The following is an 18,904-nucleotide window of genomic DNA, read 5'->3' as shown; positions in this document are numbered from 1 at the left end:
AATATCTATATAGCTAATAAAATGTAATTAAATTCTCTTCCAGGATGAATTTATCTGATTTTGGTGATATTTAGTAATTACCAAATTCATCCAATCTATCACAGATGCTTCTCTAGTTGCCAATGGAAAAATTTAATTCCCTGCTCCCATAAACGAGACTCGCAAACTGTATTTCTCTGAGCTAATTTTATTTGACATTCTTGGAGTAACTGCTGAGACAATTCACGAGGAAAAATGATTTCTGAAGTTGCACAAGCTACATCCATCGAACGCTCCCGATACTCCAGAAATTCTCTGAGATATTTTGAACCTCCAGCCTTTAACATTAATAATGTCAAAGGACGCAATATGGGATTTGTTCCACCCACTTCCGCAGCAAATCGGGTTTCCTCATCAAACAAGTCGCGCAAAAGCTCCAAGGGAACATTTTCAGGATTTGCAATTACCGCTTGAATAACTGCATGACGAAACTTGATGTTTGCATCAGAACTTTCCGGTGCATATACTTCACTCCAATTAAAAGCAATTAGCTCTCGTAAGCTAGAGTCATATATGGCAATTAGTTCTAATGGTTCTAACATATGAAGATGCAATTTATAAATGTCCCAGCAATCCCATACTTTGACAAGATTAGACACTAATACCAATTTACGTTCTATTGTAGTAGCCTCAGGATAATGAGATTACGTCCCTCTGGTTGCCATGACAAGTAATGCTAATGTCTTTAACAGCAACTTAGCATGAAATATATCGCGTAATACACATACTACACGATATTTTTGAGTTCTGCAAGTTTATGGAAAATTTATGGTCAAATGCCAAGAATTATTTTATTTTCCCTATTCCAGTTCAATACCCAAAGTACGTAGTCGTTCCTTTAATTGTACGACTTCTAATTCTGCTGCTTCAGCCCGTTGTCGTTCCGTTTCTGCTCGTTGTCGTTCTGTTTCAGCTAATTCCTCTGCTTGTTGTCTAGCAATCACTTCCTGTTGTAAAGCAATTGCCAATTCTTCCGGAACTAATAGTTTTTCTCCAGTATCTTCGCGGTAAAAAGCGATTAACTTACCTTCCACCTGCAAACGTAATTGTAAAGGTTCGCTACGACTATCTGTGATTACTTCGTAGGTTTCTCGTCGTAAACGATATCCCTGTAACTGTTCTGCTATCCATTCTCCCTTAGGGTCAAATAACCAATATTCTTTAACTCCTAGTTGCTCGTAAAGAGTCTTTTTAAATACTTGATCTTGAGCTTGGGTTCCCGGAGAAGTCATTTCGATGATGACTGAGGGTATTTGACCTTCTTCCCAAGTTTTATAATTATCTCGTCCACCAGGTGCCACATCAAAAATTACCATCACATCTGGAGCAACTCGCAACTTAGGAAAACCTTGGGCGTAGTATAAAAATTGGTTGCCTAACACTGTTGCTTGTTTTTCTGAAAGATATTGCTTCAAGACTTCCAGAGTAGTAAGTAAAGCATAGAGGTGATCGTAGGTTTCTGCCACAGGTTCTCCATCTGCACTGGGGTAGAAGATATCAGATTTGACAGGGATAGTTGCTGTCATAGGGTTAGTGGGGAAGAGTTTGTAACTATTATAATTTTGTCACACTTGCCCAAAGAAAATATTTCTCCTCATCACAACAAAACACCTAAATAGTTTAGGTGTCTGTGGGCAAGAACATTATTTAGGAATGCAAATTGAATAACCTGCAATTCTGATTCAAGTGGGATTGGTGTGGCAGAACTTGTTGCAATCGTGTTGAGAATCGGCAGACAGAGCAACTCAACACCTTATCTAATCCACGACTTTTATACTTTATTTAATTTACATTCCTCAATATTTTGCCCCTAATTATTTATTACCATTGCCTCCATTTGTGAGAATGCGTTCGGCTAATTTATCCGGTACTTCTTGCAAGTGGTCATACTCCCAATGGAAGGAACCAACTCCCAGGGTGAGCGATCGCAACTCAACGATGAAATTTTGCATTTCGGCTTGGGGAAGATAAGCAGAGATATAATCCCATCCCTGCCAATCGTTTCTACCTTCATAGCCCAGGATTTGTCCCCGTCTACCACTCAATAGTTGCAAAACCTTGGAGGTAAAATCACTAGGGGTATTAATTTGTAATTTGATGATGGGTTCTAGGAGGGTGGGTTGACATTGGGGTAAACCAGTTTGCATTGCCAAGCGAGCTGCTTGTTTGAATGCTTGTTCCGAACTATCGACATTATGGTAGGAACCATTGGTTAATGTGACTCCCACATCCACCACAGGGAAACCCAGGGGACCATGGGCTAAAAATTCTCGTACCCCCGTTTCGACTCCAGGAATATACTGTTTAGGAACCACACCGCCGACGATAGTTTCCTTGAAGTTAAAACCTTCGCCCCGTGGTAGGGGTTGGATATCTAGAAAGACATCGCCAAATTGCCCGTGTCCACCACTTTGGTGCTTATAGCGCCCATGAACCGATACACTCGGTTTGCGAATAGTTTCTTTGTAGGGAACTTGGGGGAGATGGGTAGTCATGGGCAGGTTATACTTGCGGCGCAGTCTGTCCAGTGCTACTTGCAGATGGATTTCACCTTGCCCCCAAAGAATGACCTCATGGGTATCACCGTGCTGCTCCCAATGTAAGGAGGGGTCTTCTTCCAAGAGCTTGGCGATCGCGCTACTTAATTTCACCTCATCGTTGCGTTTTTCCGGGGCGATCGCCAGGGCAAATACAGGCTCCAATTGATTGGCAGTAGGTAGTGTTTTTTTATACCCTTCTCCCGCTAAGGTGTCACCAGTTCGGATACCTTCCATACGGCTGAGAGCAACAATTTCCCCAGCAGTTGCCCGATTCACGGAATTTTGCTGCTGTCCGAGTAAGCGATAAATCCCTCCAGTGCGGACACCATTGAGGATAATGCCATCAGTGAGTGTACCTTGCCAAACCCTGACCAGGGAAAGTTTACCGCCTTGGGGAGTGTAATAGGTTTTGAGAACTTGAGCGACAGGGATATCACTGGCGGAGGTAAGGCGACGGGTGGCGGTGGTTTCCGGCTCTGGTGCTTCTTTTAACAATGCTTCCAACAGAGGGCGAACACCATAATCCTGTTCTGCCACTCCGAAAAATACGGGAACAACTAAGTCTGCTCCCAATTCCATTTTTAAATCTTGGAGAATTTCTTCTTGGGGGGGTTCGATGTCTTCTAAAAGTTCTTCCAGTAAATGGTCATCAAAATTGGCTAATGCTTCCAGCATTTCTGCCCGTGCGATGTGTTCTTCTGCCTTCAGGTGTTCGGGAAACGGAATCGGATCAGCTGGCGCGCCGGGATGATAATGATAGGCTTGTTCTGTTACCAAGTCGATAAAGCCCATCAATTGCTCACCCTGCATAATCGGGTACTGGTGAGCTACGAGGGGACGACTAGAAACAGCTTTCAGGGCATGGAGTGTATCTAAAACATGGATATTTGCCCGATCCATTTTATTCACAAACACGAGATGGGGAATTTCCCAGTCGTCTAGGAATTTAAATAGGGGAGCCAGGGTTAAAACTCGGTCGTTGATGGGTTCGCACACCACGATCGCCGCGTCCACACCCATGAGAGCATTGTAAGTTTCCTGGGCAAATTCCACGCTACCGGGGCAATCGATAAAAGTGAAGCGTGTGCAGTTATACTCTGTACTGGCAGCACTGACTTCCACACTCATGGAGCGATCGCGTGCTTCTGCGGCACTATCTGCCACGGTATTGCCATCATTGACGCTACCCTTGCGGGAAATTGCTCCGGTGACGTATAACAAACTCTCTAGGAAAGTTGTCTTTCCGCTCAAATATGGACCAACAATTGCAACGTTCCGCGAACCCGATTTTACTTTTTCGTGCATAAAACCTCCCTTGCGGTCACTCAATATTGGATTATGGATTTTATTGATGTCTGGATTCTAGATTTTTGCTTCTCTGAGAAATTTGTTGATTAACAGAATTATCCTGCCTTTATGTTGACATTAACTCCTGTTTAATTACCTCAGCAAAGAATCGTATTCTCTCGTAAGATTTACCTCTTAATTAATGAAGTTACACAACTTTATTTTGACAATATTCAATTTTAGTTAACAAAAGTTAAGCTACGTGCCGTTACTATGAAGAAAAAGTTATTAAACGTATTACAAGTAAATCGTAAAATGTCTGTACTACTCTCGGTGCGATGGGCGATCGCTCCCCTATTACTTTGTTTCTCTATGCCCACAATATCTTTAGCTAGGACTCCCCAAATTATCCTTGCCCAACAAAACCAACAAGGTGCTGTAGAGCAGTTAAATAGAGGGTTGCAGGCTGTACAGACAGGGAGAATTGCCGAGGCGATCGCCGCTTTTCAACAAGCCATCAAAATTGACCCCAATTTCGCCCCCGCCCATTATAATTTGGGTTTAGCACTGCGACAAACCGGGAAATTACAACCAGCCGCCGACGCATTTTACCGCGCCACCCAAGCCGATCCGAAATTTGCCCTAGCCTACGCGAACCTTGGCGGTGCATTATTAGAAGGAAATAATTTACAACAAGCGGGAGACTATTTACAACGGGCGATAGAAATAGAACCAAAATTAGGAGTAGCCCATTACAATTTAGGTTTAGTTCGGGAACAGCAAAAGGACTGGGATAAAGCCATCTCAGCCTTTAAAAAAGCCATGGAATATAGCAAAAATGCCCCCGAACCTGCCTATCATCTGGGAGTCTGCTATCTGCAACAGGGTAGAATTGATCGCGCTAAGGATGCTTTTCGTAAGGCTATCAAAATCAATCCCAAATATCCCGAAGCTCACTATCACCTCGGTTCCATTTCCTATAGTCAAGGGAAATATGCAGATGCTTTAAATGCCTTTAGAAAATCAGCCGAAGCTAACCCCAACTACCCCAATGCTTACTACGGAGCGGGATTAGTCTTCATCCAACAGCGTCAATTTAGTCAAGCAGTGCAAGTATTACAATATGCTAGGGACTTATACAAAAGTCAAGGTAATAGTCAATGGGCAAATAATGCCGAGCAATTACTGACACAAGCACAAAATATGCTGAATCAGCTATAGACGGTTTGCTTTTGGAATATTCGGAACTCGATGAGTATTTGATTGTATAGTTCTGCTATCCAGCATAAAACTTTTTCATCTGGTAAATTCGTTGGTTTAAGGCTGCAAAATCTATGTTGGAGAAACAAGAAGCGATGTCAAAGACAAGCCGCTTTGCGTCTAAGCCTATTCCCAGAAACTTAGAGACAATGGGTACTCGTATCAGGCGATCGCTGACTTGTCGAACGCTGATGGGTTTACAACTTCTCGCAGAGGTCAATGGTATGCAATATAATGCGAGACTGCGACTAAATTCGCGATTGAACCGAGTCGGGTTTGGTTGCTTGCAACTTAATTATTGAATTAATAATCCACTTCTGCGGATTGAAAAATCTGGTTTGCGGTCAATTTTAACTCCGGGAATGTTTTTAAATTAACTACATCATCACCTCGATATAAAAAAGTCTTGTATTCGCCGTCTTCCAATTGACAAACAGTAATAGTTGGACGTTTTGGGCTTCCAATAAACCTTTTCCCACCTAACCCCAAATAATCAACAATTAAATATTCGGGTATGCCTATGCTCTCGTATTCTTCAAATTTAACGGCATAATCATCACCCCAATTAGTGCTCACCACTTCTACTACTAAAGGGATTGACTCGCTCTGGGATACTGTTGATTCTTCCTCATATAGCGACTCATTTTTTAAGTTACGCTTGTCTAATACCAGCAAATCGGGTAAATAAGCAGAGTTTTTGCCATCAGGTTTTACTAATACTTTTGAGGGGATAATATAGGGTAGATTTAAACTATCTATTTGTACGTTTATCTTTCTAGATAAAAATGCAAAAACATTTTCATGTTTACCAATCGGTTGAGCCACTTCTACAATTATCCCATCATGTAATTCGTAACGTTGATTTTCTGGCATCCATTTGACAAACTCCTCAAATGTTACTGTTTTGTGTAGTGTTTGAGTCATGGATATAAGTCCTCAAGATGTTCGATCGTCCCTAGAAGCTAGCCCGATCGAAAGCCAGCATTTTTATTATGCCAATAAAATAACACTCAAAAAACAAACCGCTCGGTCGCATTGCCCCAAATAAGAGCAAATAATGCTAGCGAGAAAACTATAAATGCGATCGCCTATGCCCAGGAAATTCGAGACATGAAACAAGGGGTACTCGCATGGAGCGATCGCTGACTTTTTGAATACAACGCAAAATGATAGCTAAAGGTATCGAATTGGGTAAATATTTTTACGTGCTGCGATCGCATTATAACTAATGCTACAAATCATCACTCACCGTTCGTCCATTTTAAATTGAGTTAGAAGAAAGCGAAGGATTTAATCATGGTTCCAAGCTATGGTTCAATTGTACTCTCTCCCTGACTTTGCGCGATCGCCTAAAAACTAAAAACAGAGCTTTTAGAGTAGAGATTAGTTCAAGATAAATTTATACAAACCTCTGAAATCATTGCAGTGTATAGATTTTTCGCTTTTAGGCAATATCTCTGAACTCGAAGAAAAATGAGCGAACCGGGAGTAATTAAGCCCAAAGTTCGATATTCATATCCCACCAATTGGCATTAGCAGCCCGATAAAGAAAAGTCTTTGGAACCCAACGACCATTTTCAAGTTTGGCTTCAATACGTCCTTCGTACTTTCCTCCAAGTGGGTTTCCTCGTAAACCAAACTCATCAAATTGATCGAGCATCCAGGGTCTTTGTCCCATTCTATTCAACTGGAATAATGAACTAACACTATCATACCGAATTATCATTTTCTCCCCAGAGCCTGTCATCACCATTGCCGCCCCAAAGTCTATCATTAATTACCACCAGTTTGTAGTCAGAGCTTTAGCCCTTGATTTCAGGGACTTCCAATTTAATAATTCTCCAAGTTTATTTTGTGGGACAGCCATCCTAAGTGCCCGTTCAGGCAAGATACCTGGAACCGATGGATAATTTATTTCTTGGTGTTCCCTCCCATTATTGAGGAACAGGATTGGGAATGTCTCAAATAATCATCCTCGATACGCACATTTAGATATGGTTTATCACCCAGGAGTTCGATCGAGTAGATGCAATTTTTCAGTTAATGACCATAATGGAAAAGCGATCGCATTTTGGGGAATGTTTGCGATCGCTTTGCTTTTAATGTGTATCTATAAAATAACTTTACGAGGTAAATCGTTAAGTCAGAATCACATGATAGTTATCTGCATCACTAGTTCCTGAGCGGTCATTTCGGATAAATGACTTTTGAACATATTTCTTATTATCCCAATTTTGATGCCATATGTAGAAACCACGAACTCCATTTTCAGTTCCATAGCCTGCAAAAATTCCTGTGTGCCGACTACCTGGAGCATCGTAAGTATTATTTCGACCCAAGAAAGTGGCGATCGCAGTACCTACAGCAATATTGCCATCTGCCATAACATTTGCCCCTCGTTTCCAGTTGGTAGTTAGCCAATAAGGGCTGGAAATATTAATTCCTGTTGCGTAAGCAACTAAATCCCAACATTGAGCGCCGAATGCCCTATCGACATCAAATGATTTTCCATTTAACTGTCCATTTCTAAGTTGTGTTAATCGCTCGGCAGTAGACATTAAACCTGGAGGTGTAGGCAAATTCAAAGAAGTAAATATCTGAGTTTCTCCAAAACCAACAATGTCGGCTCTGCGATCGCCATTAACATCAGCCATCATTCGAGGAAAGTCGTTATGGTTGGTCCAACCTCCACGATTTTTAGTGAATCCTGGAGATGAAGCAGTAGCAGCTTGGAATGTGCCATTTCCATTTCCTAACGAAACAAATACTTGAGTTTCACCAAAAGCAACAATGTCGGCTCTCCGGTCTCCATTAATATCAGCCATCATCCGGGGAAAATCCTTATTGTTTGCCCAACCCCCACGATTTTTAGTGAATCCTGGAGATGAAGCAGTAGCAGCTTGAAATGTGCCATTTCCATTACTTAATGAAACATAAACTAGAGTTTCATGAAAACCAATAATATCGGCTCTACTGTCCCCATTAACATCAGCCATCATTCGAGGGAAATCATTATTATTAGCCCAGCTCCAAGACTTAGTAAATCCTGGAGATGAAGTAATAGCTGTTTGGAAAGTGCCATTTCCATTACCCAAAGAAACAAATACTTGACTATTAGAGAAACCAACAATATCGGCTCTACCGTCACCATTGACATCAGCCATCATCCGGGGAAAATCGTTATTGTTAGTCCAACCTCCACGATTTTTAGTAAACCCTGGAGATGAAGCAATTGCAGCATGAAATGTGCCATTTCCAATACTTAGAGAAACAAATACTTGATTCTCGCCAAAACCAACAATGTCGGCTCTACCGTCACCATTGACATCAGCCATCATTCGAGGAAAATCATTATTGTTAGTCCAACCTCCACGAGCTTTTGTAAATCCTCCTCCTACCGGAGATGACGTAATCGCAGTTTGATACGTACCATTCCCATTACCGAGAGAAACAAATACTTGATTCTCGCCAAAACCAACAATGTCGGCTCTACCGTCACCATTGACATCAGCCATCATCCGTGGAAAATCATTATTGTTAGTCCAACCTCCACGAGCTTTTGTAAATCCCCCTCCTACTGGAGATGACGCAATTGCAGCTTGAAAGTGATTTTGTTCGATTAGCAATGTTTTACCATCAATTACCAAAGTTCCGAAATCATTTTCAGTTTTTAAATTCCCTAATTCATTTTCTGAAATCGTATTCTTTTGAACTATTCTTTGAAAAATATCGCCTTCATCTCCAGCAGCATCTTGTTGATTAATCCGAAAATCAACAGCATGTCCAATTTCTTCTAATAAAACACTTTTAATCGCTCCAATATTTTGAGCATTTCGCTCCACAAAATCTTGAGAAAAATAGATAGTATCGGTCTTACTTGCATAAGCACCATTTGCCCCAATTAAATCTAAATCTCTAGATACCTTAATTTGCGGCAAATCACCAAAACTTCCCATCAACCAACTTTGCTGTAGCTTCGATACAGTCTTCGCATCCCAACCTGTACCGAAAGCCGTATTCATCGAATCAGCAAAATCGGAACTTGCAGCAAATCCTTGCAACGAAATTTGAGCTTCCTGTATTGCATCATTAATAATGCTGCTATGACTACCACCATTAACGCTTATCTCTAATGGATTTTTCTGCTTTACAGCGCTCAGATTCAAGCCTTGTGTGGTATCTAATTTGTTCTCTGTGGTATTAAATGTCATATGTACCCTAATTTTCAATTGTTTAAGTTATTTTTCAAAAAACTTTTTAAACAGCTACCAGAACAAAAATGTTTATTATTTATATCTCAATGATGGTGCTTAATCATTCTGATTACCTACCGTAAAGCTGCCTAATTTAATTTTGAAGAAAGCATAAAAAAATCAACTTTCTTGATGAAGAGTTTTTAATACGCAGATACAAATACAAGAGAATTGACTTTTGCTTTTATCCCACAATGACTCAAAATCCCTGCTGTATATGGAATTTGCCGAAAAATTAGTTAAAAAAATAAACTGGTAACAAAAAATGATTTGCTGCCAGTTTAAAATTTATATAAAGTGTAAATTATTGCCTGTAAGGCTATGGGTATTCTCGTACTTGCTCCCACCTAGAAACAATTTGTCTGAGATTGGCGGGGTATTTCTGTAAATCGGTTGTACTATGTAATAAAAATCGCTAACCAGCGCTTCCTAACTCCCAGGAGGGCAATCCGGTACACCTTCACGAAATACCCGACTGGCTAAAATATCCTCAGCTTCGATAGTAATTAAATCCTGCTTCGTTAATTGCCGACTACCTAGTGACAGTAACCGACTCGCTTGTCTTAAACGCGCTCGATCAATGGCATTTCTCACGCTCCGTGCATTGGCAAAATGCGGCATAACTCTGCGTCTAATTAAATACTCACGAAATGCTTTTTCCGCATCTGGACTAAAGCTATAATTTTGTGATTTGACTAGGGAATGAGCAATAATCATCAAATCATCAACGGAGTAATCATTAAATTCAATATGTAAACCAATACGCGAATTCATCCCTGGATTGCTATGGAAAAAATGCTCCATTTGCTCCTTATAACCTGCTAAGATGACCACCAAATCATCACGCTGATTTTCCATAACTTGCATCAGAGTTTCAATCGCTTCTAAGCCAAAATCTCCAGGATGATCGGGACGGAATAAAGTGTAAGCTTCATCTATTAACAAAACTCCACCCATAGCATTGTTTAAAACTTCCCGTGTTTTGGCTGCGGTTTCCCCCATTCCCTTACCAACCAAATCATCCCGCATCACTAACATGACATTTTCTCTGCGAATATAACCAAGACGATGCAAGATTTCAGCCATCCGCATTGCCACCGTAGTTTTACCCATTCCTGGGTTTCCCAGAAACGTCATATGCAGGGTAGGTGTTCCTGCTGTTAAACCCAAACTTTTCCGCACGCGATCGACTAACAACAGTGCTGCCATTTCCCGAATCTTATTTTTTACCCACTGCAAACCCACGAGTTCCTCATCTAGACGATTCAAGATATCTTGCACATGGGATTCTTGAAAAGCTGTTTCTAGGTCAACCGTAGTATCTAAAGCCACATGGTTAATAGTATCTTGTGCTATGACTTGCTCATTCATGGGTATCACCTCTGACATTGATTTCGATGATAGCGGTGATTCGCCAAATATAAAAGATTGTAATTCTAATACCACATATATATTTTTCTTTCTTATCTATTATTGAAACTAGCCATAGGAAAATTCAAGGGTAAAAGTGATTTGGAATTGATATTTGATTATTTAACAAATTTTATGAGGATGGAATAGCTGTCAGATTCAGCAAATAAATAAACTTTATCTGGGTTTCTGCTGAAATCTACGGACTTTCCCGGATAATATTCTGTGGCGAATAATAACTGACTCCGATGATTTCATACTTAAAAAAGCAATTGTTTCTATTGGTAATTCTGATGGTTTGTACTTTTTGCCTACCACAAGTTTCCCTAGCAATCCCAGGTGAAGCTATACCCAGTTGGACATTGGCAGAAAATTCTCTCAATAATTCAGAAATTAATTTAACTCCCCAAATGCGTCAGCAACTCCAAGGGGTGCGTCAGCGTCGCAACCGTGATATTGCATCTGCACTCAGTTCATCGCAAATTGAGCAGTTGAATATATATTTGCGTGGTGGCGATAGTTTGGAAACGGGTTTACAAAAGTTGCAATTACAACCGGAACAAACAAAATTAATCGAAGCAATTATCCAAATTAGTCAGGTTAAAATTAAAAATATCCTATCGCGTCGCTTGTTTTGATGTAAGTTAGAATTAGGATTATGCCCTACAGTCAATTTACCATTGAAAGCATTGAGCCAACCTTCGGATATACTATCTCTGAAAGAATTGGTTTATTTGTAGAGACACCTTCTGTTACTTATAGCGACTTATTAACACAAATTCTGAAAGAATATGTACCCGTGGGAATTGCCATTGGTACAGAGAAGTCTCGCTCTGAGTTTATTATTGCTCCCATTTTGTTTGAACTTAAAAAACAATTAGCAACTCAGATTAGTTTGTTTTCTGGAAAGGAATTTAATATCTTACCAGATTTGGGTTTAACAGGGTTTTGTGATTATTTGATTAGTCGTTCTCCAGAACAGTTATTTATTCAAGCTCCTGTAATCGTAATTGTGGAGGCAAAAAACGATAATATCCAATTAGGTTTAGGACAATGCATGGCAGAAATGATAGCTGCACAAATATTTAATGAAAGAAAAGGTAATATTATTCCTCAAATTTATGGTGTTGTGACAACAGGTAGTATTTGGAAATTTTTAAAGTTGACTGCTAAAGTTATTGAGATTGATTTGGATGAGTATTTTCTGAACGACGTGGCGAAAATTCTAGGGATTTTACGAAGTTGTGTAGAAATCGCTAGCTGAATAGTACCTATGACTTTGTGATTCAATAAATATTTGTGAAGAACTACTGGTCAGACATCTGGTATAAAGCGTAACTGAACCATGTAAATTTTGTGAAATTATTTGCAAGTTTCGGCAATCCGTACCTCAGAGTACAAAGTACATTTGCTAGGCTAGGCATAATAATTAATATATTAAGGATAAAGTATTACAGCGACTAGGTTTGCCTTGGGACTTGAGATGATTTTATCCTTGTATGGTTTGTGTATAATTTGCTGACAAAACTTATCCTACAAATCAATATATTCCAAAGCTATGAACCCCCAAGATAGAATCGTTCGTTCCTATACCCAAGAAGATATACAGCAGATTTTGCAGTTGGCGATCGCTCGTCAAGCCAAGGATAATAATAAGGAATTTTCCTATACCGAATTACAGGAAATTGCTGGAGAGTTGGATATTGCCCCAGAATTGCTGAAAATGGCAGAATTTGACTGGCAAACCCAACAGGGAGAACTACAAAGAAGACAGGAATTTGATACCTATCGTCACGATAGATTTAAGAAACGTTTCGGAAATTACATTATTATAAACGGCTTTGTAGTTTTACTTGACTTAATTACTGGTGGTGGAATTTCTTGGTCTTTATATATTTTAGTATTATGTGGTTTGCCAGTGAGTTTAGATGGTTGGAATACCTATCAAACGAAGGGTGAAGCTTACGAATTAGCTTTCCAGAAATGGAACCGCAAGCACCAAATCAAGCAGACTGTAAATAGTTTGTTGAATCGATTCTTACGGGCAATTTCTGCTTAGAATCCCAGGGAAAGTAAAAAACTTACCCCTTACCAACTAGCAATTTTGTGGGCGATCGCTTCTTCTGTGTTTGCGAGAGAATCTGCACGCGCAGCATCACCACCACTCAAATTTTCTACATGGATAAAATCAATATCGGTAATTCCCAGAAAACCAAATATAGCCCTTAAATAGGGTTCCTGAAAATCCCAAGCAGCAGTGGGACTACCAGGAGTAAAACTACCACCTCTAGCAGTCACAATCAACATTTTCTTGCCAGTGACTAAACCTTGGTAAGCACCCTCGGGAGAAACCACAAAAGTTTTACCAACGCGGACGATTTGGTCAATGTATGCTTTGAGAGTTGAAGGAATATTCAGATTGTACATCGGTACACCCAAAACATAGCGATCGGCAGCCACAAACTCATCTACCAAACTATCAGACACAGATATTGCTTGATTTAATTCTGGAGTTCTGCTGTCAGGGGGAGTAAATGCAGCAGCAATCCAAGACTCATCAACATGGGGTACAGGGTTTCTTCCTAAGTCACGATAGGTTACGGTATCATCAGGGTGGGCATTTTTCCACGCGGCTAGAAATTCATGGGAAAATTTGCGAGAAAAAGAGCGATCGCCACGGGGGCTAGAATCAATATGTAAAATTTGAGCCATAAATCTAAATTTAACCCCAACTTAATTACTAACTTCTGAATATCGAATTTAAACCATAGCAGTTAAGATTAAAAGTAGGCACTAAAAAGTAAGGTAGTCACCAAAAAGATACTATGAATGCCGAAATCCAAAATCACACTAAAGCAACTTGCGAAGTTGAAACCACCCTTAAAATTATTGGCGGACGTTGGAAAGTTTTAATTATCCGGGAATTAATTGATGGTATCAAACGTTTTGGTGAATTACAGCGTGCATTAGAGGGTATTACTCAGAAAATGCTCACACAACAGCTGAGAGAATTAGAAGAAGATGGCATCGTTCATCGTCAAGTATATGCCCAAATCCCTCCTAAAGTAGAATATTCTCTCACACCTCTAGGAGAAAGTCTCAAACCTATTCTCTATGCCATGCATGAATGGGCAGTTAAAAATAATATTTCTTCCTAGCAATCAATGATGATTTTCTAATTAGTTATATATCATTTTTGAGATTCATCTCTAACGTGAATTAGAAACGCCTCTTATTCCATCAGGGTTTCAAGTCTTCACTGACAACTCATTACTCATTACTCATTCTTTATTAACCTTCATTTATTTGTAAATACTCAATTGCTGCCTCTATCTTAGAAGCATAACCCTGGGAAAAACTTTCAAACCACAACCCTTCTGGAGACAAAGCATCTAACTTATCTAGCCAATCCTCAGCTTGTTTTCGTAAAGCTTGGATTTTTCCTTGCTTAATTTTCTCTTGCTGAATTCTCTCCTGTTCTAATTCTTCCTGTCTTTTTAATTCTTCTGCCTGATCTAAGCTTTGAAAATCAGCTTTCACATCAGCGAGAATATTATCAATTAACGAAGGAGAATTAGTAATAGGTTCCTGAAAAATTTCGGGGATAGGAGATATTTGGATTGGGATAGTTGTAGGTGTAGGAGGTTGGGGGTGACGGGGTAAAGGTTTCTTCTGCGGTACTTTCCCTTCCACATATTCGGCTTTTAATTCTCCTAAAATCTTGTCAATATCACTCATATTTATCTATCCTTCTAGGTAGTTTAGTTACCATCCCCCAAATACCTATTTTACCTCTGAGCAATTATCAATCTATATAGGGATGATGTAAGATTTAATGAGTAATCAGATACCCGATTTTGGATATATATCGAGTATCATCAAACAAAGTCATTTATCAATCGTTAATGGCATTTAACAATACTTCTGAAAGACTCATATCTTCCATATCTTCCATTGTAATTGTGTCACAAATATCAAACTTTGCTCCTGCACTTTGCAATTCGTCATCTAATACCTTGAGAAAACGACTAGCGTGAGCATCGTTACCAACTTGAATGAAAGATATAGCTAACTCCTCATCCCTATCCATCCGACGAGATGTTTCAATAATTACTTTCATCACTGCTTTTCTATCATCGGGTTCACCATCAGTGATCACTAATATTGTCTCACCATTTACTTTAGTTTGCCCAGATGCTTTACGTTGAAAATAGTTATCTGTTGCGTGTTGTAAAACAGCAGCTAAATCTGTAGTTCCAGAGGGGTCATTTTCCTGAAAAATTTGGGCAACACGACTAGAAGTAACGTTTTCATAACGTTTGAATCTTCCAGAAAACAAATAAATAGTAATACCATCTGGGTCTAGTTGTTCACATTTATTTGCTAAAGCAAAAGTTGATTCTTGGGCTGCAACCCATCGACTGCGACCACCTTTTTGGTCTGGTGTTGCCATGCTACCACTTTTATCAATGATCAGAGTGTAATCACGGTTATCTAACATGATGCCAATATCCTAGAGCGGGGGTAATAGGAAGCAAAAAATAATGGGAATATGTGTCTCTAAGAGAGCATTTATAAAGTGAATATTCAGCTCTTTCTCTGAGTCATGAAACTAGTTAGCATATTCCAACTAGTTTAGTCAGTTATGAAAGCTGAATTGTGATATTGTTGTTTACTTTATAAATAACCTCTGGCAAAGATTAATTTGCATTAATCAGTAATTGCATTCATCAGAATATCTGCCAGACTCATATCTTCCATATCATCCAAGGTGATAGTATCGCAGATATCAAATTTGGCTCCTACACTTTGCATTTGGTCATCTAATGCTTTGAGAAACTTTGTGGCTTGAGCATCACTTCCTACTTGAATTAAGGAAATTGCTAATTCTTCATCTCGATCCATTTGTCGGGTAGCACTGATGATAACTTCAAAGACTGCTTTCCGGTCATCGGGTTCACCATCGGTAATAACTAATATTGTCTCCCCGTTAGGTTTTGTTTTACCTGCTGCTTTGCGTTGAAAATAGTTATTTGTGGCATCTTGTAATACTCCTGCAAGGTTAGTGGTTCCTGCGGGATCATTTTCGAGAAAAATTTGGGCAACTTTTGACGATGTCACATCATCATAACGTTTGAATCTACCTGAAAATACGTAAACAGTAATCCCATCAGGGTCAAATTGCTCACATTTCCGTGCTAGAGCAATGGTGGATTCTTGGGCAATATCCCAACGACTTCTACCTCCGACTTGATCAGGAGTAGACATGCTACCACTTTTATCTAGGATTAGGGTGTAATCGCGATCGCTCATCATAAGCTTCCTTGTATCTAGTGATTCCCGTACTAGTTTAACCTCTTCTAAATTTTACCGAGTCAGAGTTTGAAGAATTGTTTCTGCATCATCAGGTCTTTTTTTGGGCGATCGCCGATACTCTGAATTCCGGACTGATTCCCTAGAAACCTAATTTTTCACCCTAAGAAAGTACTTGACGAAAAATATTTCCTATGATAGCTTCCGTATATAGAGTATTCACAAACCAAAATTATGTTTACCCAGCAGCTATCCCTACAACTTGTCTCTAGCCTATCACTAGGTCTAGGACTGCTGCTTCTAGGAAACTAATTTAATCAAAGCAATTAACCTCCTAAATTTTCAGTTCCCCGTAGCGGTACTACTACATCACTGTATCCGTTAGGTTTTGTAACTCCCAATTATCACCATTGTCTGTAGAGTTTTACTGAAATTCTACGAATATCTCTGTAATTCACAAGGAAATGCCAAAGTAGGGTTTGCCTAAAATAACGTGCTGTTCCCAACTCAATCGGAATTTGAGATTATTAATTACGCCTGAAGTGAATTAGAAGCTTCTCTTATCCAGTAAGGGTTTCAAGATTTAATTCACTACTCACTACTCACTACTCCACAGGAAAAGGATTATGCAATTAAATCTCCAAAAAGAAGCGCTACTACGACTTTTGATGGGTTGTCAGACTGGGAAAAGCTTGACTAGAAAACCATCTGATAACCCCTGCAAAATATTTGGAATTACCGTAACGCTTCACATTCATCAATACAGGAATCAACGAACGTGTTAAATCATCCACAAACAAAATATCAGCCTTTTGCACCGATTAATTTACCCCAACGTACCTGGATAGACAAGGTAATTACCCATCCTCCTATTTGGTTGAGTACGGATTTACGAGATGGCAATCAAGCGTTGATGGAACCGATGAGCGCTCAACGCAAGTTAGAATTTTTTCAGTTATTAGTAAATATTGGTTTTAAAGAGATTGAAGTTGCTTTTCCTGCTGCTTCTCAAACGGATTTTGATTTTGTAAGACATTTGATAGAAGCAGATTTAATTCCCGATGATGTCACCATTCAAGTTTTAACCCAAGGGAGAGCAGATTTAATTCGTCGTACCTTTGCTGCAATGCAGGGTGTGAAACGGGGAATTATTCATGTTTATAATGCGACTTCTCCAGTGTTTCGTCAGCATGTTTTTGGTTTGGATCGTCTGGGTACAATCAATTTAGCTGTGAGTGCGGCAAAATTAATTAAAGAATTAGCAGAGGAACAACCACAAACCCAGTGGCAATTTCAATATTCCCCAGAAACTTTTACTGCGACGGAATTAGATTTTGCGAAGGATATCTGCGATCAGGTGTTAGAAGTTTGGCAACCGACACCGGAAAATCCAGCGATTATTAACTTACCAGCGACGGTAGAAGTCTCAACACCCAATATTTTCGCCGATCAGGTGGAGTGGATGCACCGTAACTTGGCTCGACGTGATAGTTTAATTTTGAGCGTACATACCCACAATGATCGAGGATGCGCGATCGCGGCTGCGGAATTTGCCCAAATGGCAGGAGCAGACAGGGTTGAGGGTTGTTTGTTTGGGAATGGAGAGCGGACTGGTAATGTAGATTTAGTCACCCTGGCGTTAAATTTATATACTCAGGGTATCCATCCCGGTTTGGACTTTTCCCAAATTAACGATGTCGCCAGAATTGTCAAAGAATGTACCCAATTACCCATCCATCCTCGTCATCCCTACGTCGGTGATTTGGTGTTTACAGCTTTTTCTGGTTCACATCAAGATGCGATAAAAAAGGGTTTTGCAGTACAACAAGATGATGCAATTTGGCAAGTTCCCTATTTACCTTTAGATCCCGCAGATATTGGACGTAGTTATGCTTCTGTGGTGCGAGTCAATAGCCAGTCTGGGAAGGGGGGAATTTCCTTTTTGTTGGAGCGTGACTATAATTTGATTTTACCGCGCAGGTTACAAATTGAATTTAGTCAAATTGTGCAAAAATCCATGGATAATCATGGTCAGGAAATGACATCTACAGATATTTGGCAGTTATTTTCCCAGGAATATTTACAAGTTTCTACACCCATAAAATACATATCTCATACTTTGAGAGACAATGATGAGCAGGGAGTAGAAATATCAACTCAATTACAATTTGAACAAGGTATCAAGATAATTTCAGGGCAAGGTAATGGACCTATTGATGCTTTTGTCAATGCCTTAGACTTGGATATACAAGTTTATCATTATGAGGAGAAATCTCGCACTTTTGGCAGTAAATCGGAAGCTATCTGTTGCGTAGAAATTGGCAGTAAGTCAAGAGATGGTTCCTGTCATGGTGTGGGTATCCATCCTAATATCATTACCGCATCCTTACTGGCAATTATCAGTGCAGTAAATCGGATGGTTGCAGGCGATATCGCCATCTGTAATCAGACAGCATACCTTGCCTAAAAACTTTGTAGAGACACGGAATCATTCGTATCTCTACATCTGTCTCTAATTAACCAAATACTAAAGCAGGCTCTTCACAGAAATTGAAAACTGCGGAATCAGATTCAGATTCATCCTCATAGGTAGCACATATATACCATTCACAAGGGGAATCATTGGTATGCTCTGCCCAAGCAATTGTCATTGTCTCCCCAGATGGAATCCCAGATTCTCCCAAATCAAACTCAGCCCATTCCTCATCATCAAGTGAAGCCCATAGCTGTGTAATCGCCAAGTCGGTGTTATTAGTCACTTGGAATGTAAATTGATCGGACATATCAAGCTTCTCCTCATCA

The 18,904-nt window shown here is 39.8% G+C and carries 19 protein-coding genes; 7 read left to right on the top strand and 12 right to left on the bottom strand.

All coding sequences use genetic code 11. The features are described 5' to 3' along the window. Positions 1-98 precede the first annotated feature (98 nt). The 3 genes from IJ00_RS22730 to IJ00_RS22720 form a co-directional block, all read right to left on the bottom strand. Positions 99-581, bottom strand: coding sequence for a hypothetical protein (locus IJ00_RS22730; protein WP_035157037.1), 483 nt, complete (start codon positions 579-581; stop codon positions 99-101). Between the two features lie 258 nt (positions 582-839). After that, on the bottom strand, positions 840-1,565 hold the full coding sequence (locus tag IJ00_RS22725) for a Uma2 family endonuclease (protein ID WP_035157036.1): 726 nt from the start codon (positions 1,563-1,565) through the stop codon (positions 840-842). A gap of 288 nt (positions 1,566-1,853) precedes the next feature. Next, positions 1,854-3,884, bottom strand: a complete 2,031-nt coding sequence (locus tag IJ00_RS22720) for an elongation factor G (RefSeq protein ID WP_035157035.1) — start codon at positions 3,882-3,884, stop codon at positions 1,854-1,856. A 354-nt stretch (positions 3,885-4,238) separates the two neighbouring features. Here IJ00_RS22720 and IJ00_RS22715 point away from each other — a divergent pair, with 354 nt between their 5' ends. Both IJ00_RS22715 and IJ00_RS22710 read left to right on the top strand, forming a co-directional pair. Then, positions 4,239-5,087, top strand: coding sequence for a lipopolysaccharide assembly protein LapB (locus tag IJ00_RS22715; RefSeq protein WP_046814896.1), 849 nt, complete (start codon positions 4,239-4,241; stop codon positions 5,085-5,087). Between the two features lie 113 nt (positions 5,088-5,200). Further along, entirely contained in the window at positions 5,201-5,428 is a 228-nt protein-coding gene (locus tag IJ00_RS22710) for a hypothetical protein (protein WP_035157033.1), read from the top strand. 1 nt (position 5,429) lies between these two features. Here IJ00_RS22710 and IJ00_RS22705 read toward each other — a convergent pair whose 3' ends face one another. The 4 genes from IJ00_RS22705 to IJ00_RS22690 all read right to left on the bottom strand — a co-directional run bounded on the left by IJ00_RS22705 (position 5,430) and on the right by IJ00_RS22690 (position 10,750). Further along, the gene (locus IJ00_RS22705) at positions 5,430-6,050 is read right to left on the bottom strand and encodes a Uma2 family endonuclease (protein ID WP_035157032.1); all 621 of its coding nucleotides are present in this window, start codon (positions 6,048-6,050) and stop codon (positions 5,430-5,432) included. A gap of 785 nt (positions 6,051-6,835) precedes the next feature. Further along, entirely contained in the window at positions 6,836-6,910 is a 75-nt protein-coding gene (locus IJ00_RS30205) for a hypothetical protein (protein WP_371259653.1), read from the bottom strand. 354 nt (positions 6,911-7,264) lie between these two features. Then, the gene (locus tag IJ00_RS27260; protein ID WP_052754523.1) at positions 7,265-9,337 is read right to left on the bottom strand and encodes a BPSL0067 family protein; all 2,073 of its coding nucleotides are present in this window, start codon (positions 9,335-9,337) and stop codon (positions 7,265-7,267) included. Positions 9,338-9,808: 471 nt separating this feature from the next. After that, positions 9,809-10,750 carry an AAA family ATPase gene (locus tag IJ00_RS22690; RefSeq protein ID WP_035157029.1) on the bottom strand — a complete coding sequence of 314 codons (942 nt, stop codon included), beginning with the start codon at positions 10,748-10,750 and terminating at the stop codon, positions 9,809-9,811. Between the two features lie 287 nt (positions 10,751-11,037). Between IJ00_RS22690 and IJ00_RS22685 the strand changes: the two genes are divergently transcribed. The 3 genes from IJ00_RS22685 (at position 11,038) to IJ00_RS22675 (ending at position 12,848) form a co-directional block, all read left to right on the top strand. After that, positions 11,038-11,427 (top strand): hypothetical protein, encoded by a 390-nt coding sequence (locus IJ00_RS22685; protein ID WP_035157026.1) that lies wholly within the window; start codon positions 11,038-11,040, stop codon positions 11,425-11,427. A gap of 20 nt (positions 11,428-11,447) precedes the next feature. Then, on the top strand, positions 11,448-12,053 hold the full coding sequence (locus IJ00_RS22680; RefSeq protein ID WP_035157023.1) for a hypothetical protein: 606 nt from the start codon (positions 11,448-11,450) through the stop codon (positions 12,051-12,053). A gap of 294 nt (positions 12,054-12,347) precedes the next feature. Next, complete coding sequence (locus tag IJ00_RS22675) at positions 12,348-12,848, top strand: 2TM domain-containing protein (RefSeq protein ID WP_035157021.1); 501 nt, start codon at positions 12,348-12,350, stop codon at positions 12,846-12,848. Between the two features lie 29 nt (positions 12,849-12,877). Here the strand turns inward: IJ00_RS22675 and IJ00_RS22670 are convergent, their stop codons facing one another. Further along, complete coding sequence (locus IJ00_RS22670; protein WP_035157019.1) at positions 12,878-13,501, bottom strand: FMN-dependent NADH-azoreductase; 624 nt, start codon at positions 13,499-13,501, stop codon at positions 12,878-12,880. A gap of 113 nt (positions 13,502-13,614) precedes the next feature. On the opposite strand from IJ00_RS22670, the gene IJ00_RS22665 reads away from it, so the two are divergent. Next, a complete protein-coding gene (locus IJ00_RS22665; protein WP_035157017.1) occupies positions 13,615-13,947 on the top strand; it encodes a helix-turn-helix domain-containing protein in 333 nt (110 codons plus the stop codon). Between the two features lie 133 nt (positions 13,948-14,080). On the opposite strand, the gene IJ00_RS22660 is transcribed toward IJ00_RS22665, so the two are convergent. The 3 genes from IJ00_RS22660 to IJ00_RS22650 all read right to left on the bottom strand — a co-directional run bounded on the left by IJ00_RS22660 (position 14,081) and on the right by IJ00_RS22650 (position 16,105). Then, complete coding sequence (locus IJ00_RS22660; protein ID WP_035157015.1) at positions 14,081-14,527, bottom strand: salt stress protein, Slr1339 family; 447 nt, start codon at positions 14,525-14,527, stop codon at positions 14,081-14,083. A gap of 157 nt (positions 14,528-14,684) precedes the next feature. After that, on the bottom strand, positions 14,685-15,290 hold the full coding sequence (locus IJ00_RS22655) for a VWA domain-containing protein (RefSeq protein WP_035157012.1): 606 nt from the start codon (positions 15,288-15,290) through the stop codon (positions 14,685-14,687). Positions 15,291-15,499: 209 nt separating this feature from the next. After that, entirely contained in the window at positions 15,500-16,105 is a 606-nt protein-coding gene (locus IJ00_RS22650) for a VWA domain-containing protein (protein WP_035157009.1), read from the bottom strand. Between the two features lie 775 nt (positions 16,106-16,880). On the opposite strand from IJ00_RS22650, the gene leuA reads away from it, so the two are divergent. Continuing rightward, positions 16,881-18,569: a 2-isopropylmalate synthase gene (gene leuA / locus IJ00_RS22645; RefSeq protein ID WP_035157007.1), complete on the top strand. Its 1,689-nt coding sequence runs from the start codon at positions 16,881-16,883 to the stop codon at positions 18,567-18,569. Between the two features lie 49 nt (positions 18,570-18,618). On the opposite strand, the gene IJ00_RS22640 is transcribed toward leuA, so the two are convergent. Next, positions 18,619-18,885, bottom strand: coding sequence for a hypothetical protein (locus IJ00_RS22640; protein WP_035157004.1), 267 nt, complete (start codon positions 18,883-18,885; stop codon positions 18,619-18,621). Between the last annotated feature and the right edge of the window lie 19 nt (positions 18,886-18,904).

This window comes from Calothrix sp. 336/3 (assembly GCF_000734895.2).
In the GTDB taxonomy this organism is placed as follows: Bacteria; Cyanobacteriota; Cyanobacteriia; order Cyanobacteriales; family Nostocaceae; genus 336-3.
This window is presented reverse-complemented; position numbering and strand designations above follow the sequence as displayed.

What these genes read in the sequence shown, in the direction of transcription:
- IJ00_RS22690 (WP_035157029.1), bottom strand. Translation starts at nt 10,750, where the DNA reads ATGAATGAGCAAGTCATAGCACAAGATACTATTAACCATGTGGCTTTA.
- IJ00_RS22640 (WP_035157004.1), bottom strand. Translation starts at nt 18,885, where the DNA reads ATGTCCGATCAATTTACATTCCAAGTGACTAATAACACCGACTTGGCG.
- IJ00_RS22675 (WP_035157021.1), top strand. Translation starts at nt 12,348, where the DNA reads ATGAACCCCCAAGATAGAATCGTTCGTTCCTATACCCAAGAAGATATA.
- IJ00_RS22670 (WP_035157019.1), bottom strand. Translation starts at nt 13,501, where the DNA reads ATGGCTCAAATTTTACATATTGATTCTAGCCCCCGTGGCGATCGCTCT.
- IJ00_RS22680 (WP_035157023.1), top strand. Translation starts at nt 11,448, where the DNA reads ATGCCCTACAGTCAATTTACCATTGAAAGCATTGAGCCAACCTTCGGA.
- IJ00_RS22720 (WP_035157035.1), bottom strand. Translation starts at nt 3,884, where the DNA reads ATGCACGAAAAAGTAAAATCGGGTTCGCGGAACGTTGCAATTGTTGGT.
- IJ00_RS27260 (WP_052754523.1), bottom strand. Translation starts at nt 9,337, where the DNA reads ATGACATTTAATACCACAGAGAACAAATTAGATACCACACAAGGCTTG.
- IJ00_RS22715 (WP_046814896.1), top strand. Translation starts at nt 4,239, where the DNA reads ATGCCCACAATATCTTTAGCTAGGACTCCCCAAATTATCCTTGCCCAA.
- IJ00_RS22660 (WP_035157015.1), bottom strand. Translation starts at nt 14,527, where the DNA reads ATGAGTGATATTGACAAGATTTTAGGAGAATTAAAAGCCGAATATGTG.
- IJ00_RS22685 (WP_035157026.1), top strand. Translation starts at nt 11,038, where the DNA reads ATGATTTCATACTTAAAAAAGCAATTGTTTCTATTGGTAATTCTGATG.
- IJ00_RS22705 (WP_035157032.1), bottom strand. Translation starts at nt 6,050, where the DNA reads ATGACTCAAACACTACACAAAACAGTAACATTTGAGGAGTTTGTCAAA.
- IJ00_RS22665 (WP_035157017.1), top strand. Translation starts at nt 13,615, where the DNA reads ATGAATGCCGAAATCCAAAATCACACTAAAGCAACTTGCGAAGTTGAA.
- IJ00_RS22730 (WP_035157037.1), bottom strand. Translation starts at nt 581, where the DNA reads ATGTTAGAACCATTAGAACTAATTGCCATATATGACTCTAGCTTACGA.
- IJ00_RS22710 (WP_035157033.1), top strand. Translation starts at nt 5,201, where the DNA reads ATGTTGGAGAAACAAGAAGCGATGTCAAAGACAAGCCGCTTTGCGTCT.
- IJ00_RS22650 (WP_035157009.1), bottom strand. Translation starts at nt 16,105, where the DNA reads ATGATGAGCGATCGCGATTACACCCTAATCCTAGATAAAAGTGGTAGC.
- IJ00_RS22655 (WP_035157012.1), bottom strand. Translation starts at nt 15,290, where the DNA reads ATGTTAGATAACCGTGATTACACTCTGATCATTGATAAAAGTGGTAGC.
- IJ00_RS22725 (WP_035157036.1), bottom strand. Translation starts at nt 1,565, where the DNA reads ATGACAGCAACTATCCCTGTCAAATCTGATATCTTCTACCCCAGTGCA.